We start from the raw sequence: 16,259 nt of genomic DNA, 5'->3' as shown, positions 1-16,259 counted from the left end.
TCAATGCACTTCCTTTCGCTTCTTGGCCCATTCCATCATAAGCAGCAGTCCGACAGAAAAGGTAACCAGTACCAATGCCACACCATTTGCGGCAGCAACGTTAAAATTCTCTACATCCTGATATACAAGCGTTGTAGCCGTCTGCGTTTTGTTCATAATGTTACCCGATACAACCAGCACTGCACCGAATTCCCCAAGCGAGCGTGCAACCGTCAACACAAGACCGTACACAACTGCCCAGCGTATGGAAGGCCAGGTAACACTCCAAAACGTTCTCCAGCCATATGCACCAAGCGTTGACGCAGCCTCTTCCTGCTGAGATCCAAGCTCCTGCAAGACAGGCATCACCTCTCGAACCATCAGTGGAAAGGTGACAAACAACGTTGCAATGACCATGCCAGGGAAGGCATACACCACATTAAATCCAATGCCTTCAAAAAAAGCACCCATAATGCTATTGGGACCCAGCAGTAGTACAATCATCAATCCGCCAATGACTGGCGATACGGCATAGGGCAGATCCACAATGCTGTTCAGCAGCCCTTTCACCCGGTCACTCAGCCATCCGGCGCGAACCAGATAGATGGCCATCATTACACCAAACAATGTATTTAACAGTGTGACAACAAGCACAACAAGCCCTGTCATCATCAAGGCATGCAGCGCTTCGGGGCGCAACAGCCCATCCAGGAATCCTCCTGCCCCATCTTCAAATGCACCAATAAAAATACGTCCAAGCGGGATGATCAGCAGTACAATGAACACCGCAAACGTCAGTCCTATTAATAGCCGCCTCATCGTCTTCTCCCCCGCATCTGTACCAGATTAATGAGCCAGAGGATTAGGAAGGAGAGTGTTAAAAGCAGTACGGATACGGCCGCGGCACCGGTTGGATTGTCACTTTCGATCTCGCCGTAAATAAATACGGAAGCCGTCAATGTTCTTCCCGGAATATTGCCTGCCACCAGCACAACAGCTCCGAACTCGGCCAGTGCTCTGGAGAATGCGAGCATTCCCCCACTAATCATACCCGGAGCCATGGACGGAAGAATGACCTGCCTGAATGTGCGCGCCTTCGATGCTCCCATCGTGTAGGATGCCTCTTCCTCTGAAGGATCGATCTCTTCAAGCAGAGGCTGCACCGCACGGATGACAAATGGAAACGTAACAAAGGTCATTGCGATCACAATCGCAGGCTGGTGAAATACAATTTCAAATCCCATGGATTCCGCCAGTTTGCCAATGGCACTGATCGGTCCCAGGAGCAGCATAATCATCAGACCACCAACGGCTGTTGGCAATGCAAAAGGAAGATCTACCAGACTGTTAAGGAACGACCTCCCCAAAAAGCGATAACGTGTCAGCACCCAGGCAATCATGGTTCCCAAAATGACGTTAATTACCGTAGCTATAACAGCCAGCCGAATCGTTAACAGCACGGCTTTCCATGCAATTGGGTCCATAATACTTTGGATAAAGTTGCTCCATCCTTCAGAGAAGGAATTGACGTACACACCGATAATTGGAAGTACAATGAGTACGATAAAATATAGCAATACGGTACTGCGGAATCCCCAAGTCCATCCCTTGTGACGAAGAACGGTATTCATTGCTGCATTCCCTCCCAGCCTCCGGTTCTATGTCCGGTCGGCAGTCTTCCTGCTTTGGTACAACGATTTTCCTAAGTTGGATTTTATTACTTTAATATTATTCCCATTAGTCTACTTGGTTTTTGCTTATCTGATACTTTACCAGTTTGCAGTGCTAATCGTCAATGCTTTTGTTGAATAATATCGGTGTACCTATGAGATGGATTTTATAAAAATTACACTTGCCACTACGCGGCCAGAATAACCTTCCGATCGCTGTTATCCCCAGATTTCTTTGATTCCCTTTATCTAAGTGGTTTGTTTGGTATGGAATGGTTAAGGTACAATCTAGAGGACAAAAATGTGGAGCAAAGGAGTGGAGTAGTATGTTATATACGAAGAATTTATCGACATCCCGACGGGATGAAATGAAGGATATTACGCGGGAGGTGGAACAGGCTGTCCGCAATAGCGGTGTACAGAATGGGACGGTATTGATTTATTGTCCACATACGACAGCAGGCATTGCAATTAATGAAAATGCAGACCCGGATGTCAAACATGACGTACTGCTTCGTCTGAATGAAGTGTATCCTTGGGAACATCCCGAATATCGGCATGCTGAGGGAAATACGGCTTCTCACTTGAAATCGATCACAACCGGACCATCACAAACAGTGATTATACATGAGGGCAGATTACTGCTTGGCAGATGGCAGGGCATCTATTTTTGCGAATTTGATGGTCCTCGTCAGCGGGAATATTTCCTTAAAATCATGGAAGGTTAGCTCCATTTCAACCCCATTTTCTAATGATTCGCCATCAATTGAAAAAAAACAAACAGGCGGTCCACCCTATTTTAGGGATGTAACCCGCCTGTCATGGTCTTCTTCGCGCCAAAACTTTCGCGAGACAACGTTATAAAGAATTAATGTTATGACAATTCACCGTCCTGAAGTGTGGAGTGCGACAAAAGCGCCTTATTGGACGCCAGGCTGGTGTTGGAGATTACGGCAGAGTACTTTGACATGAGATAACGCAGCCGATTCAATCTCTGCAAAGGTTAAACGGTCCTGAATATAATACGATATGAATCCGTGCATGGACAAAAACAGCGTACGTGGTACACATTGAATATCCTCTTCCGTACAGCCCTCTTCATTCATGTATTGCCGAATAATGGAGGCGAACAATTCAAAGCATCTTCCTTGCTCCGTACGACAATACGATAGCAATTCCTCATCCCGAATCATGAACATGATCTCGTACTGATACGGATTCTCCAAACCAAAACGAATAAACTCCATCATGATATGTTCCACCTTGCTCACGCCGCCCATGACTGGCCTGACCATGGCTTGCAGCAGCAAATGCCCCAGATGATTGAAATCTTCAACCACGATGGCATAAAACAGCTCCGCCTTTTCCTTAAAATGATAATACAGCGACCCATGACTATAGCCCAGATGCTGTCCGATGCTTCGCATCGAAATGGCACGGTATCCTTTGGTAATAAAAAGATGCCTCGCCGCCTCCAGTATCCGCTCCCTCGACAACTCCTGTTCGACTGCTCTTCTAGCCATATATTTTATTCCCCTTCAATAAAATAAAGCCGCTGTCCCTCCGTGATCCGGGATTGCCCTTGCGTCAAATCTGTGATCCAGGCCACAAATGCCTCGGTTTCACTATCCGGCGGAAGACAAGTCAACGTAACCTTATCGGTGAACCCAGTTTCACCTGTACGGACTTCCCGGCTCCTTAATTCATTTTCCACTTTACCCAGCCATGTATAATCCAGTTCAACAAACACTTCACGATGGAGCACTTTGGTAATCGCTTCCCCGGCTTCAATGGCTGCAACTGCTCCATCCGTATAAGCGCGAATTAACCCACCTGCTCCAAGCATAATTCCCCCAAAGTAACGTGTAACAACGATAGCCACATTTTTCAATTGCTGATTTTTGATGACTTCAAGAATCGGTTTGCCAGCGGTTCCGCTTGGTTCGCCATCATCGGATTGCTTCTGGATCTCATCCCGCTCACCAATCATGTATGCCGAGCAGTTATGAGTAGCATTCCAATGTTTTTTCTTGATTTCATCGATAAAAGCGTTTGCTTCTTCTTCCGTCGTGACCGGCATAATATGACCGATAAATCGCGACTTTTTGATTACAATTTCCAGATTGCCCGGTCCTCGAACCGTGCGATAACGTTCAATCATCCCTCTCCAACTTTCCACCAATTTGATCCATTTTACAAGAAAGCAGTTCCCCGCGCGCACGCGGACGAACTGCCTTGGTTTAACATTCGGGAAACCCTTGCTTCGCAATGACTCCCCGAATGTAATTACATTACCTTATTTAACTATATGAGCAGACCGATGAATTATTCGGAAAGTCTCGCTTCAAGCGCTGCTTTCTCTTCTTCAAAGCCTGGTTTGCCCAGCAAAGCGAACATATTTTTCTTGTAAGCTTCCACGCCTGGTTGGTCAAATGGATTGACTCCCAGCAGGTAACCACTAATGCCGCATGCTTTTTCAAAGAAGTATACCAGATATCCGAAAGAATATGGAGACATATCTGGAATGTTCACAATCAAGTTTGGTACTTGACCATCTGTGTGTGCAAGCAGTGTTCCTTGGAACGCTTTTTTGTTGACAAAGTCCATCGTTTTACCTTCAAGGAAATTCAGACCATCCAGATCATCCGGATCCGCTTCGATCGAAATATGCTCCGATACTTCAGCAACCTGAATTACCGTTTCGAAGATGTTCCGGCTACCCTCTTGAATGAATTGACCCATCGAGTGCAAGTCAGTCGAGAAATCAACGGATGCAGGATAAATCCCTTTGTAGTCCTTACCTTCACTCTCTCCGTAAAGCTGTTTCCACCATTCGGATACAAAGTGCAGGGATGGCTCGTAGTTCACGAGGATTTCTGTTCCTTTACCCTTGCGATACAGTGCGTTACGAACAGCTGCATATTGATATGCTTCGTTCTCAGCTACGTTCGGGTTGCTGTATTCTTTGGAAGCGTCAGCCGCACCTTGCATCATTTCTTCGATGCTGATGCCAGCTGCTGCGATTGGCAGCAAACCTACAGCCGTCAGAACGGAGTAACGTCCACCTACATCATCCGGGATAATGAAGGATTCATAGCCTTCTTCATTCGCCAGTTTTTTCAGTGCGCCGCGCTCTTTATCTGTTGTAGCATAGATCCGTTTGCGAGCTTCTTCTTTACCGTATTTTTTCTCCAGTGCTGCACGGAAGATACGGAAAGCAATCGCCGGCTCTGTTGTTGTACCGGATTTGGAGATCACGTTAACGGAGAAGTCTTTGCCTTCAACCAGATCCAGCAAATGAGTTACATACGTGGAGCTAATGTTGTTTCCTGCAAAGTAGATTTCAGGCGTTTTGCGTTTGTCTTTTGGCAGATTGTTGTAGAAAGAGTGCGTAAGCATCTCAATCGCTGCACGTGCACCAAGGTATGATCCACCAATACCGATGACGATCAGTACTTCAGAATCGCTTTGGATTTTAGCAGCCGCTTTTTGAATACGGGAGAACTCTTCTTTGTCATAAGCGGTAGGCAAGTCAATCCAGCCCAGATAGTCCGATCCGGTTCCCGTTCCGTTGTGGAGCTGCTCGTGAGCCAAACGAATCGGTTCAGCGAAATAGTCCACTTCATGCTGATTGACGAATTGCAGGGCAGTGCTGTAGTCAAACTTCACTTTTTTTGCCATGATCTATAAAACCTCCTGATATCGGTAGCGTATTTTTTCCGTTTTCCATTCAAAACAACTTAGCCTAAGGATACTTCAAATCCACAGGGCTGACAAGCTTGCAGCCCGAACTTTGTCGTTAGAGTTTAAGAAGCAAAAAGGGTTAACCGAATCCGCGAGTCGCGGTTCTGGTTACCCTTCTTGTATTATTCCGCCGGGTACGAGCAGCAGTAGTCGGTAACGCTGCGTATCTCCAGTTTAAATTTGGATTCGGCAGGCACGTGGAACGTAGCTTGACCTTGAATCTCTTGCCAATCTTCTTCTCCGGGAAGTAATACTCTCAGATCGCCGGACAGAATCTCCATAATCTCACGGGAATCTGTACCGAACTCATAACTGCCTGGAAGCATAATGCCCAGAGTCACCTTGCTGCCATCCCCCAAAATAACTGTTCTGCTAGTTACCTGGCCCTCATAATAAATGTTGGCCTCTTTCACTACACTGACTTGATCAAACTGTGACATGCGTACCCGCTCCCCCTGAAGTTAATGAAAACAAAAGGCAAAACAGATCAGGGTGGTCGCCCACCCATTCTCTGCCGGAATTCACTTGCTGCTCGGCAGGACAGAAGTTAACTGTCCCTCCTGCAGCATTTTTCAAGCTATTACAGCAATGCTTTTACGCGGCTAACCACGTTTTCCACAGTGAAACCATACTCTTGGATAACACGGTCGCCAGGCGCCGATGCACCAAATGTGCTGATTCCGAGAATGTCTCCTTGATCGCCGACATATTTTTCCCAACCCATTGGGTGAGCCATTTCAATCGCCAGACGAGCTTTAACATCCGGAAGCAGGACGGATTCTTTGTATGCTTTGTCCTGTTTCTCGAACAGATCCCAGCTCGGCATGCTGATTACGCGAACTTGGATGCCTTGTTCAGCAAGTGCTGCTTGGGCTTTGACAGCCAGTTGCACTTCGGAACCTGTAGCGATGATTTGGGCAACAGCTTTGCCTTCTTTTGCATCAGAGACAACATACGCACCACGTTTCACGTTTTCACGGGAACCTTCAACAGTACCTTCCAGAATCGGCAGGTTTTGACGAGTGAGTACGAGTGCAACCGGGTTGCTCTTGTTCTCAAGCGCATAAGCCCATGCTGCAGAAGTTTCATTACCGTCAGCTGGACGAATAACCGTCAGGTTAGGAATGATACGCAGGGATGCCAATTGCTCGATTGGTTCGTGAGTAGGACCGTCTTCACCAACAGCAATACTGTCGTGAGTCAGGACGTACGTTACAGGCAGACCCATCAGGGCAGCCAGACGAACAGCTGGACGCAGATAGTCTGTAAATACGAAGAATGTACCTCCGAATACTTTCACACCACTGTGCAGTGCCATACCGTTCATTGCTCCAGCCATACCGAATTCACGGATACCGAAGTAGATGTTGCGACCGGAATAATCTTCAGGTGAGAAGTTCTCCAGGTTGTTCAAGTGAGTCATTGTGGAGCTTTCCAAGTCAGCAGATCCACCTGTCAGTTGTGGCACGTTATGAGCCAAACCGTTCAGTGCATTACCTGATGCTACACGAGTGGATACAGCTTTGTCTGTTGCTGCATATTTAGGCAGATCGCGATCCCAACCTTCTGGAAGGTCGCCATTGATTGCCGTTTCGAATTGAGCTGCCAGCTCAGGGAATGCTTTTTTGTACTCGGCAAATTTCTCGTCCCATGCTTTGTTTGCAGAGATACCACGATCTTTCACTTGTGCAAAGTGTTCGCGAACTTCAGTTGGAACATGGAAATCTTCCTCGTAAACCCATTTGTAAAACTCTTTAGTCAATTTGGCTTCGTCTGCACCCAGTGGAGATCCGTGAGTACCGCCGTGGCCGCCTTTACCTTGTTTGTTCGGGCTACCGTAACCAATTACAGTTTTAACTTCAATCAATGTAGGGCGAAGCGTATCTGCTTGACCTTCCTCAATTGCTTTTTGGATTGCAGGCAGATCGTTACCATCTTCAACGCGCAGCACTTGCCAGCCGTAAGCTTCAAAACGCTTCGCGATGCTCTCAGAAGAAGACAGGTTCAATTTACCGTCCAAAGTGATGTCATTGGAGTCGAATAACATGATCAATTTGCCCAGGTGCAAACGTCCAGCCAGGGAAGCTGATTCATGGGATACGCCTTCCATCAAGTCACCGTCACCACAGATTGCGTATGTGTAGTGGTCGATTACGTTGAATTTGTCTTTATTGTATGTTGCGCCCAGTTGAGCTTCAGCCATAGCCATACCTACAGCCATTGCAATACCTTGGCCCAGTGGTCCAGTTGTTGCGTCAACGCCTGCAGTATGTCCGAATTCCGGGTGACCCGGCGTTTTGCTTCCCCATTGACGGAACTGTTTCAATTCTTCCATAGGCAGGTCATACCCGCTCAGGTGAAGCAAGCTGTAAAGCAACATGGAGCCATGTCCTGCGGACAGGACAAAACGGTCCCGGTTAACCCAAGTTGGGTGGTCCGGGTTATGTGTCATCGTTTTTGCAAAAAGTTGGTACCCCATTGGAGCGGAGCCCATCGGCATTCCCGGGTGTCCGGAATTTGCCTTCTCGATTGCATCAATCGCCAGTGTACGTACGGTAGTGATCGACAGGTTGTCGATGGTGTTGTTCTCTTCCTTTTGAATCGCTTCGTTCTTGTCAGTCATGGTTTGTCCTCCTCATGTCTTTAGATAAGTCGGGTTGCGCAAGCGAATCCCTCTCATCATACAAGCAAACCGAATTTCACAATAAGTGAATCCGCTTGAGTGTTTCATTTTGACTTATTCACTTTTGTATTGTATCACTTGGCGTGAAGCTTTTCCATAACCTTCTTTTAGAAGATCGGGAAAATTCGGCTGTTTATGACGAGGGATTTGTTTCCAGTTGCGCAAAAAGAGTGTCCTACTGAGCATTTCAGCATATCTTCTAGCTCAGCCAGCATCGCAAATCCATCGGATGAAGTATAACCTTTAAGCGGAAAACCATACTCTTTTTAGATATCGAAGTTGATTTTGCATATAATGGTCTTTGATCATGATTGGAAAAATCGGACTTTTGTGTACATCAGGCTGTACTTCATATGGAAAGGAGGATTCACATATGCCGAAACATTTGGCTAAGTCAACAAATTCGCTAAAGCACATATTACCCTGGAAAGCCGGGATTTTAACAGGTCTTACGTCCGGACTGGTGCTTGGATTCTTTTTAATGGCTATGCAGACTTACACTGGTGAAAAAGTCTATACCTTGCTGCTGAACATTGATTTTGTTCCATGGCTTCCGCCTACACTACCTGAATACATCGAATTTGGGCTGCATCTTATCGTTTCCATAATCATTGGTATCTTCTACATATGGTGGATTCAGCGTTCAGGTCATCCGATAGCCAAAGGCGTCCTGATAATCGGCATTCTCTCTTCCCTGCTGTATATCCCGCTCTCCCAGCTATCAAGCCGTGTGCCTGATCTATATGATATAAAAGCCATACTTTACTGGCTGGCAGGGCATGTGTTATTTGGCGTGGCCGTTGGTATATGCGGTCATGTATGGAAACACAGTCAAAAAGGCGATCCCCCGTTTAGACATGAATAGGGAATCGCCTTTTCTTTTTTCGGAATAGAACTGAACTGTATCTTTCCGAATCAACCTTGCGCAGTATTAAAGCATTAGCTTAAAACACAACGGTTTTATTTTCATGAACCAGTACACGGTCTTCAACATGCCATTTAACGGCACGAGCAAGAACTACCCGCTCTATGGTGCGTCCAATACGTTTCAACTCAGTTACATCATCCCCGTGGCTTACACGCTGAACATCCTGCTCAATGATCGGTCCGCCATCCAGCTCTTCCGTAACATAGTGAGCTGTAGCACCGATAATTTTGACACCTCTGTTGTACGCTTGGGCATACGGTTTACCGCCGACAAAGGCAGGCAGAAACGAGTGATGAATGTTAATAATACGATTGCGGTAATGCTCAATGAACATCGGGGAAATGATCTGCATGTAACGCGCAAGAATAATTACGTCGATATCATTACCAATAACGTCCAACTGACGTTGTTCCGCTTCTTTCTTCGTATCTGCTGTAACCGGAATATGATGATAAGGAATGCCAAATGATTCTACATAGTCCTTCATATCCAGATGATTGCTCACAACAAGTGCGATGTCTGCATCCAGATCGCCAGCCTGCCATTGCCACAACAGCTCAACCAGACAGTGATCCTCCTTGGATACAAAGATAGCAAGTTTCTTCTTACGGCTAACCGCAGAGAGACTCCAATCCATTTTGAATCGGTTTGCCACTTCTTCAAAATCAGCCTCCAGCTTAGGCAGGTTTAACGATAATTGTGGAAGATCGAACTCGATCCGCATAAAAAACATGCCGCCTGCCGGGTCCATTGTGTATTGGTCCGACTGTACAATGTTTGCACCATGCTGGTGCAAGAAATGGGATACTGCGGCAACAATTCCCGGTCCATCCGGACAGGAAATAAGCATCCGCGCCCGATCGGCGCGGTTTTTGACATCAGGTCGTACTTGTTTAGCGTGAATCTCCATCGGGTTATTCTTCCTCCTTCAACTAGGCCGTGACAAAAACTTCTTTGCCTGCAAGCCAGGCGATCAAACGATGATTCAGTTGTTCTTCATTCAAGTGCGGGAACAATGCGGCTTCAGCCACGAGGTCATACAGACGCTCCAACGGCTCACGTGGATCGGCTTTCTTCGCTTTGGCATCATTTTTGAGCAACGTCCAGATATCCAGAACATATGAACGGGACTCAATCTCTTTTCCTTTGAAGAAATGATGCAGTTGTTCCACTTCTGTCAGGAATTCGGGACCAAATCGACCAGCAACATCCCCGCGAAGCAATGCAATTTCTGCTTCATACATAGGACGCTGAGTTTTGGCCTCTTTGCCAATCCAAGGCGTTTCCAAAATAAATGGGCGTCCCTGAAGAGCCTCGTGATGCACGATACGGTTAATTGCTTCAAAACCAATCCAGCCGGAGCCAATCGGTGTATGACGATCCTTGTGCGCACCCACAGGGTTCTTACTATCATTAATATGCATTACGGCAATGCGGTCAAGCCCTACCGTACGATCAAATTGTTCAAGAACACCGTCCAGGTCATTCACGATATCATAACCCGCATCGTGAATGTGACATGTATCCATACATACAGTAAGGCGTTCATTGTGTGTAACCTTCTCGATAATCTGAGCAATTTCTTCGAAGCTGCGGCCCATTTCAGTACCTTTGCCAGCCATTGTTTCCAGAGCGATGTTCACATCCGTCTCTTTCACACCGTCCAGAACTTCATTTAAGCCTTCAGCAATACGGCCGATGCCGTAGTGAGCGTCCTTGTCCGTAAATGCGCCGGGATGCAGCACGATATTTTTGACACCGATCGCATGTGTACGACGAATCTCTTCCTGAAGGAAACTTACGGCCAGTTCATACGTGTTTTCTTTGTATGATCCGAGGTTAATAATGTATGGCGCATGGACAACGATATCTTCCATTCCGCCCTCTTGCATCGCAAGCTTGCCTTCCTCGATAAACATGGACTCAATAGGCTTGCGGCGGGTATTTTGCGGTGCACCCGTATATATCATAAACGAACTGGAACCGTACGAGGACGCTTCCTTCGTTGCACTCAATAATCCCTTGTCCGAAAAGGACACATGGGAGCCGATTTTAAGCATCATTAATCCCCCTTTTTCTGAATTATCCCTTATTCTAACGCGATTATCGAAATAAATCTAGAAATGCGCTATAATTCGGGATATAGGCTATTTTTTACAGCTGTAATTTGGAACATGGTGGGCGGAATCCGTCTTTCCGTGAAAATCAATAAACCGAGGTGACTCCGCAATGATTTTCGGCTCCTACGCTTTGACGTTGACCAGTAGTTCCCCCAGCAATTGGTTTATGAACACGATCGCATTTTGGACCGTTCTTTTGCTTGGAAGTATGTGTGTTGGCGGATTTTTTATGATGCGCAAGTTTTTGAAAGTGCTTCCGAAGGCAGACGGTAAATCGAAACTTGATTGGCAGAATCACTGGGTTGAAACCAGCCGTCATCTATGGACAGATGAAGCAAAAGCTTTTCTCGACCAACTTGTAGAACCTGTTCCCGGCCCATTTCGAGATATCGCCAAACATTCCATAGCAGCAGAAATCGGCAAAATTGCATACGAAAATAATGCAACTGAAGTATCCAGAGATCATTGCATTAAAGGATACATTATAGCCACACCGAAGCGGGATAATAAGTTTTTGGTGAAATTTCTGGAGAAAAACCAAATTGACTATTCGCCTTATAAACATTTGATGAATAAATAGATCATGCAATTCAGCCGAACATGTATTAGGCTTACATATTTGCAAACATGCTCCGTCAGGTAAGTCATTCCCAGCAAGGCAGTGCTTACCGCCCGGGGCTGTTTGTCGATCCAATATTACATGTCAGCATAGTCAAAATAACAAGGAGGTCGCCAAGATGAAGATTGCGATTTGCGGAGGTACCGGTTTTGTCGGAGGAGCACTCGTTGATTACTGGCTTCAGGCAGGCCATCATGTGAAAGTTATTACACGCAAACCGCCGAATTTACATAATCCAAGCCAAAACCTTACTTATATCTCATGGGAACAGGTAGAGGAACAGCCTCATTTGCTGGAAGGAATGGATGCCTTGGTGAATCTCGCCGGAGAAACGTTGAATCAACGTTGGACAACCAAGGCGAAACTGGAGATTGTTGAATCCAGAGTGACTACTGTAGCGCGCGTAGCCAAATTGGTAGATTCACTGGAACACAAACCGGAGGTAGTCGTACAAGCATCTGCCATGGCAATCTATGGCACCTCTCCCACAGAAACATTTGATGAAAACAGCCCACAAAAATCGGTGAATTTCCCATCCCGTGTTTCTCAACAATGGGAAGTTGCTGCTGATGCCATCAAACATGTGAGACTCGTGAAAATCCGCGTTAGCCTCGTGCTTGGTCATAAAAAAGGGGCTTTTCCATTAATGAAACTGCCTTATATGCTTGGTGTTGGGGGCAGGGTGGGAAGTGGCAAACAGTGGACCAGTTGGATTCATATTATGGATATTGTGCGGTTGATTGATTTCACGATCCAGAATAAAGAAATCTCCGGTCCGGTGAACGCCTCTTCGCCCAACCCGGTTACCAACGATGAATTCGGACGAACGGTAGGCAAAGTGTATCATCGTCCGCACTGGTTCCCCGTACCTGGAATTCTGATCAAAACACTGGTCGGAGAACTCTCTGTCGTGCTGCTTCAGGGACAACGGGTTATCCCTCAAAAAGCTCTAAATCACGGATTTCAGTTCACCTTCCCTACATTAACCGATGCACTGGAAGATCTAAAACACCGTGGTTTATCCGACTGATCGATACGTGTAAACAGACTCAGCCAACGTAAAGGTATCCCCATCTTCCAATGGATATTCTTTGTACGGAGCAAGAACATCGCCTTTGAGAATGGTTCCATTCACAGAACCCAAGTCCTTAATGACATAGCCCGATTTGTTCCGGCTCAATTCCACATGAGCACGGGACACACCGGTTGCTGAATCTACCCACTGGACCATGTCCGCCGATCGGCCAATAACAAACGAGGCTCCACGGATATCCATCCGTTCATTTTTGTCCCCTGTTGCTGATCTGCGTTCAAGGTAAAAGGAAGGTGCTACCGAACCTGCTCCTGTAAGGCTTCCGCCGGCAACACTTTGCAAGTTTACTGTTGCATCAGCCGCCGCATGATGACGAACAAGTTCCGATGTTGCAGCCACGGATTCGACAGCTGGCTGAACAAAAGGTTCATCAGATACTTCGGATGGTATATGTAGATTTTGAAAGCGAGAATTTCCTGCTACAGATGACCTGGATTCAAAAGAGTGCCTCCGTTCTGATTCAGAACTTTGCATATCACCAGAGCTCTGTTGACTCGTGTAACCTTGCGCATATGTGTTGTTACCTTCTGGTGACATTTCAGATGCATTCCAACGCCAGCTCTCCTGAAACATCTCTTCTTGGCTTTCTTTCTGCTTATCTTTGCCTCTTCCCAATCCAAAAAAAGCAGATCTCATATTGGAAGAGCCCTCTTGTAATTCGCCATCAGCATATTCTTCATTCGGCATCTTTTTGCGTAGCAAATTGGATGTTGAAATTCCGAATTTTCCTTTGGTCATCCATGCCCAACCCGCGATCCCAAGCAACCCAGCACTTAATGCTGCAGATAGAATCATTTGTGTCTGCCCTGGTTGTTCCATATAGATGAATCTCCATACCAGCGCCATGGCAATCATGCAGCCCAGAAGGATATAGGTCGTTTTGGAAGAATCCTGCTTCTCGTCCTTCCCGTCCTTTTCCATATCATCGTCCGATAATGAATCAAACGATTGGCGCTGTGACGGATTCGTAACACCTTTTGATTGCAATGAGGACTCCATTGGTGAACGTCTGCCGGATAACCCTGAAAAGGGTTTGTTAAGCGGCTTGTCATCCTTCGTTGTAGATATCCTTGGTTGATGATTTGATTCCAACTGCTGCCAAGCTTCGCCATTTCGATCCAACTGACGATACTGATTTTGGCCACTTCTATTGGAAAACAGATCCTTTCCCTGCTCTGGAACTGCAGATGGTATTCCAAATTGACTGTCAGTTGTGCCGCCGGATGACCCACGTGAAGACATAAACGATGCCTGGTTTGAACCACTCTGCTCATCTGCATATAATTCAAGCAAAAGTTCACGCAGTTGTCTGATATCCCATCGTTCACTGTCGCATAGTTGGAGGACACGCTGAATTCCTTCGCCCTGAAGTTCCTGAACATGGGCCATTAGCCTAATAACCAGTTCGCGGAATTGCTGAGGCGTCGGATCTACCTCAACTGCATCAATAATTGGAATATATACTAAGCCAAGCTCTCCTATTTCAAGTGAGCCATTGATAAATATGTACTCTTCCTGGATCTGTAATTTACGTGAATCCAACATATATTGTCCACATTCCGTAAACGTATCCGCCAGCTGAAACAATAGACCATATAATACACGCAGCTTGATTTTTCCAGACTTCAACATTTGAGGTAACATCTTATATCCTGAAATATCATATTGTAACGTTACATTTCGGTCTACCTCTCGAATATAAACGGGAAGAAGTCGGGGAATATGATTGGAAGATAACATGCCCATCTGCACACGGCTTAGTTCGTCCATTAGCAACCCTTCCGCTTTCTCCAGAACCATAAACGATCCGCCGTTTCGAATGAAATCTCTCGTTAATCCATACATGCCAATCCTCTCTTTCCGTTAATAAGCTATAATCCAAACTCCACCACATCTTATAAATTTTTATTAACTCATGTAGATATAGGAGCTGATGAATCCGGGCAATACGGCCAGCATAAAAGGAAACTTCAGTGTCTTTTCCTGGTTGACCAGCTTAAGCGAACCGAGCATGAAGAAACCGGCAAGATTTCCTGCCATGCCACGAATCCGCTTCGCTGAATCCCTGCGGAACAAGAGAATGACTAATCCAATTGCCCCTGCGTACAAAACGGAGTAAATAATAACGTGAACGGCAAAGGCCAGTCCTGTCCAAACTCCAATTCCTCCAAACAACTTAACATCTCCCGCACCCACTGCGCCGATCAGATACATTAGAAATAAGACACCGAACCCAATCGCGAATCCAGCTGCTGAGATTAGAAACCCCTCCCATCCTCCCCAGATGATATGGGCCAGCACTCCCGCGGCAGTCACTGGTACAGTTAAACGATTTGGAATTTTCATCGAACGAACATCTGTAACAAAGGCTACAATCACATATAGACCACAGGCCAGGTAAAACCACTCCACCTCCATCATCTCCTTCCTTATTTTCTTGAAGCCACATTAAACTCGGTCACCGTCTTGACACCATCCGCAGTTTCTACAACAAATGTCCATGTGCCTTCCGTTGTACGTGTACCAACAAACCAATTCCACTCAATCACACCGTTTTCATCCGCAGTCGCCCATCCGATATGCTTGGCTGAACTTTCACCGGACTTGTAAAATATCGTCAAGTTCGCTGTAGCTCCGGGCTCCACTTGGACCTTAATTGTCGCGTTGTTGCCTATGTATGCTGGCTCCGGCTTGGATAGTACGGTTGCTGCTCCAGCTGAATCTGCGTCTCCCCCACTACTATTGGAGCCTTCTTCGGTATCTCCAATCCATACCCGTTCTGCTGCAGCGGCTTGAATACGTAAAGACTTCCCTAGAAAGGGGACCTTAACAGGCAATTCATAGCTCAATTCAAGCCGAAAATAAGGATTCGTTTTATTTTTAAGATCAGGTATGGAAATCCCATTAACATGCACACGCTCTACATCCAGTAGAGAATTGTTGATAAAAGGCTGAAGCAACGGTTTAACGGTCGGATCAAGTACTGTCTCAAGAACGGATGTCTTGATCTCCTGTAATGGTTGTTCACCTCTGGCAGCGGCAGCACGTACCCAATCACTTAGCGGCTCTGGCAGCGAAGAGGCGTATTCTTCGGCCCATTCCGTCAGTGACAGCTCCGGTATTTTCCATCCACCCTCCGAGCCTCCACCACCTGCGGAATCAGAGGGGCTGAATACAAGGGAGACCGGATATATTTTCGTTGATAACTGCTTTACTGCCTCTCCTGCCGTGCTTTGCAATGCTGTTGATACCAACGTCATCTGTACGATGTAAATGAGGAACATGACAAAGAAAAGAAATACAGGCAAAACCAGTGAGGCTTCCAAAACGATACTGCCCTGTTCCCTTTTCCGAGAATGCATCTTTTGGATAGAATGTATCTGCTTAGTCAGCGATTTCAATCTTTCCAGTCTGTGTATTCTT

The 16,259-nt window shown here is 46.3% G+C and carries 16 protein-coding genes; 4 read left to right on the top strand and 12 right to left on the bottom strand.

Going from position 1 to position 16,259, the window contains the following annotated elements:
• Together DC345_RS03400 and cysT are read right to left on the bottom strand one after the other, a co-directional pair.
• A complete protein-coding gene (locus DC345_RS03400) occupies nucleotides 1-798 on the bottom strand; it encodes a sulfate ABC transporter permease subunit (RefSeq protein ID WP_064639962.1) in 798 nt (265 codons plus the stop codon).
• Nucleotides 795-1,610, bottom strand: a complete 816-nt coding sequence (gene cysT, locus DC345_RS03395) for a sulfate ABC transporter permease subunit CysT (protein ID WP_113051904.1) — start codon at nucleotides 1,608-1,610, stop codon at nucleotides 795-797. The genes DC345_RS03400 and cysT overlap by 4 nt, the downstream gene beginning before the upstream one ends.
• Before the next feature lie 365 nt (nucleotides 1,611-1,975).
• On the opposite strand from cysT, the gene DC345_RS03390 reads away from it, so the two are divergent.
• On the top strand, nucleotides 1,976-2,377 hold the full coding sequence (locus tag DC345_RS03390) for a secondary thiamine-phosphate synthase enzyme YjbQ (RefSeq protein ID WP_113051903.1): 402 nt from the start codon (nucleotides 1,976-1,978) through the stop codon (nucleotides 2,375-2,377).
• 192 nt (nucleotides 2,378-2,569) lie between these two features.
• Here the strand turns inward: DC345_RS03390 and DC345_RS03385 are convergent, their stop codons facing one another.
• The 5 genes from DC345_RS03385 to tkt all read right to left on the bottom strand — a co-directional run bounded on the left by DC345_RS03385 (nucleotide 2,570) and on the right by tkt (nucleotide 8,016).
• On the bottom strand, nucleotides 2,570-3,172 hold the full coding sequence (locus DC345_RS03385) for a TetR/AcrR family transcriptional regulator (protein ID WP_063564400.1): 603 nt from the start codon (nucleotides 3,170-3,172) through the stop codon (nucleotides 2,570-2,572).
• 5 nt (nucleotides 3,173-3,177) lie between these two features.
• The gene (locus DC345_RS03380) at nucleotides 3,178-3,810 is read right to left on the bottom strand and encodes a YigZ family protein (RefSeq protein WP_072734274.1); all 633 of its coding nucleotides are present in this window, start codon (nucleotides 3,808-3,810) and stop codon (nucleotides 3,178-3,180) included.
• A gap of 164 nt (nucleotides 3,811-3,974) precedes the next feature.
• On the bottom strand, nucleotides 3,975-5,330 hold the full coding sequence (locus DC345_RS03375; RefSeq protein WP_076291734.1) for a glucose-6-phosphate isomerase: 1,356 nt from the start codon (nucleotides 5,328-5,330) through the stop codon (nucleotides 3,975-3,977).
• Nucleotides 5,331-5,515: 185 nt separating this feature from the next.
• On the bottom strand, nucleotides 5,516-5,833 hold the full coding sequence (gene ppnP, locus DC345_RS03370) for a pyrimidine/purine nucleoside phosphorylase (protein ID WP_053781719.1): 318 nt from the start codon (nucleotides 5,831-5,833) through the stop codon (nucleotides 5,516-5,518).
• A gap of 140 nt (nucleotides 5,834-5,973) precedes the next feature.
• Nucleotides 5,974-8,016: a transketolase gene (gene tkt, locus DC345_RS03365; RefSeq protein ID WP_113051902.1), complete on the bottom strand. Its 2,043-nt coding sequence runs from the start codon at nucleotides 8,014-8,016 to the stop codon at nucleotides 5,974-5,976.
• Between the two features lie 433 nt (nucleotides 8,017-8,449).
• On the opposite strand from tkt, the gene DC345_RS03360 reads away from it, so the two are divergent.
• The gene (locus DC345_RS03360; RefSeq protein ID WP_113051901.1) at nucleotides 8,450-8,941 is read left to right on the top strand and encodes a hypothetical protein; all 492 of its coding nucleotides are present in this window, start codon (nucleotides 8,450-8,452) and stop codon (nucleotides 8,939-8,941) included.
• A 79-nt stretch (nucleotides 8,942-9,020) separates the two neighbouring features.
• Here DC345_RS03360 and purU read toward each other — a convergent pair whose 3' ends face one another.
• Entirely contained in the window at nucleotides 9,021-9,914 is an 894-nt protein-coding gene (gene purU, locus DC345_RS03355; RefSeq protein WP_063564406.1) for a formyltetrahydrofolate deformylase, read from the bottom strand.
• A gap of 22 nt (nucleotides 9,915-9,936) precedes the next feature.
• The gene (locus tag DC345_RS03350; protein WP_113051900.1) at nucleotides 9,937-11,064 is read right to left on the bottom strand and encodes a deoxyribonuclease IV; all 1,128 of its coding nucleotides are present in this window, start codon (nucleotides 11,062-11,064) and stop codon (nucleotides 9,937-9,939) included.
• A 169-nt stretch (nucleotides 11,065-11,233) separates the two neighbouring features.
• On the opposite strand from DC345_RS03350, the gene DC345_RS03345 reads away from it, so the two are divergent.
• Both DC345_RS03345 and DC345_RS03340 read left to right on the top strand, forming a co-directional pair.
• Nucleotides 11,234-11,704: a DUF2621 domain-containing protein gene (locus DC345_RS03345; RefSeq protein WP_113051899.1), complete on the top strand. Its 471-nt coding sequence runs from the start codon at nucleotides 11,234-11,236 to the stop codon at nucleotides 11,702-11,704.
• A 157-nt stretch (nucleotides 11,705-11,861) separates the two neighbouring features.
• Nucleotides 11,862-12,773, top strand: coding sequence for a TIGR01777 family oxidoreductase (locus DC345_RS03340; protein WP_113051898.1), 912 nt, complete (start codon nucleotides 11,862-11,864; stop codon nucleotides 12,771-12,773).
• Here DC345_RS03340 and DC345_RS03335 read toward each other — a convergent pair.
• The 3 genes from DC345_RS03335 to DC345_RS03325 all read right to left on the bottom strand — a co-directional run bounded on the left by DC345_RS03335 (nucleotide 12,762) and on the right by DC345_RS03325 (nucleotide 16,198).
• A complete protein-coding gene (locus DC345_RS03335; RefSeq protein WP_113051897.1) occupies nucleotides 12,762-14,681 on the bottom strand; it encodes a DUF6382 domain-containing protein in 1,920 nt (639 codons plus the stop codon). The genes DC345_RS03340 and DC345_RS03335 overlap by 12 nt on opposite strands.
• 63 nt (nucleotides 14,682-14,744) lie before the next feature.
• Nucleotides 14,745-15,254, bottom strand: coding sequence for an A24 family peptidase (locus DC345_RS03330; RefSeq protein WP_113051896.1), 510 nt, complete (start codon nucleotides 15,252-15,254; stop codon nucleotides 14,745-14,747).
• A gap of 11 nt (nucleotides 15,255-15,265) precedes the next feature.
• Nucleotides 15,266-16,198 (bottom strand): TadE/TadG family type IV pilus assembly protein, encoded by a 933-nt coding sequence (locus tag DC345_RS03325; protein ID WP_220095232.1) that lies wholly within the window; start codon nucleotides 16,196-16,198, stop codon nucleotides 15,266-15,268.
• Between the last annotated feature and the right edge of the window lie 61 nt (nucleotides 16,199-16,259).

The organism is Paenibacillus taichungensis, from assembly GCF_003287275.1.
In the GTDB taxonomy this organism is placed as follows: domain Bacteria; phylum Bacillota; class Bacilli; order Paenibacillales; family Paenibacillaceae; genus Paenibacillus; species Paenibacillus taichungensis_A.
This window is presented reverse-complemented; position numbering and strand designations above follow the sequence as displayed.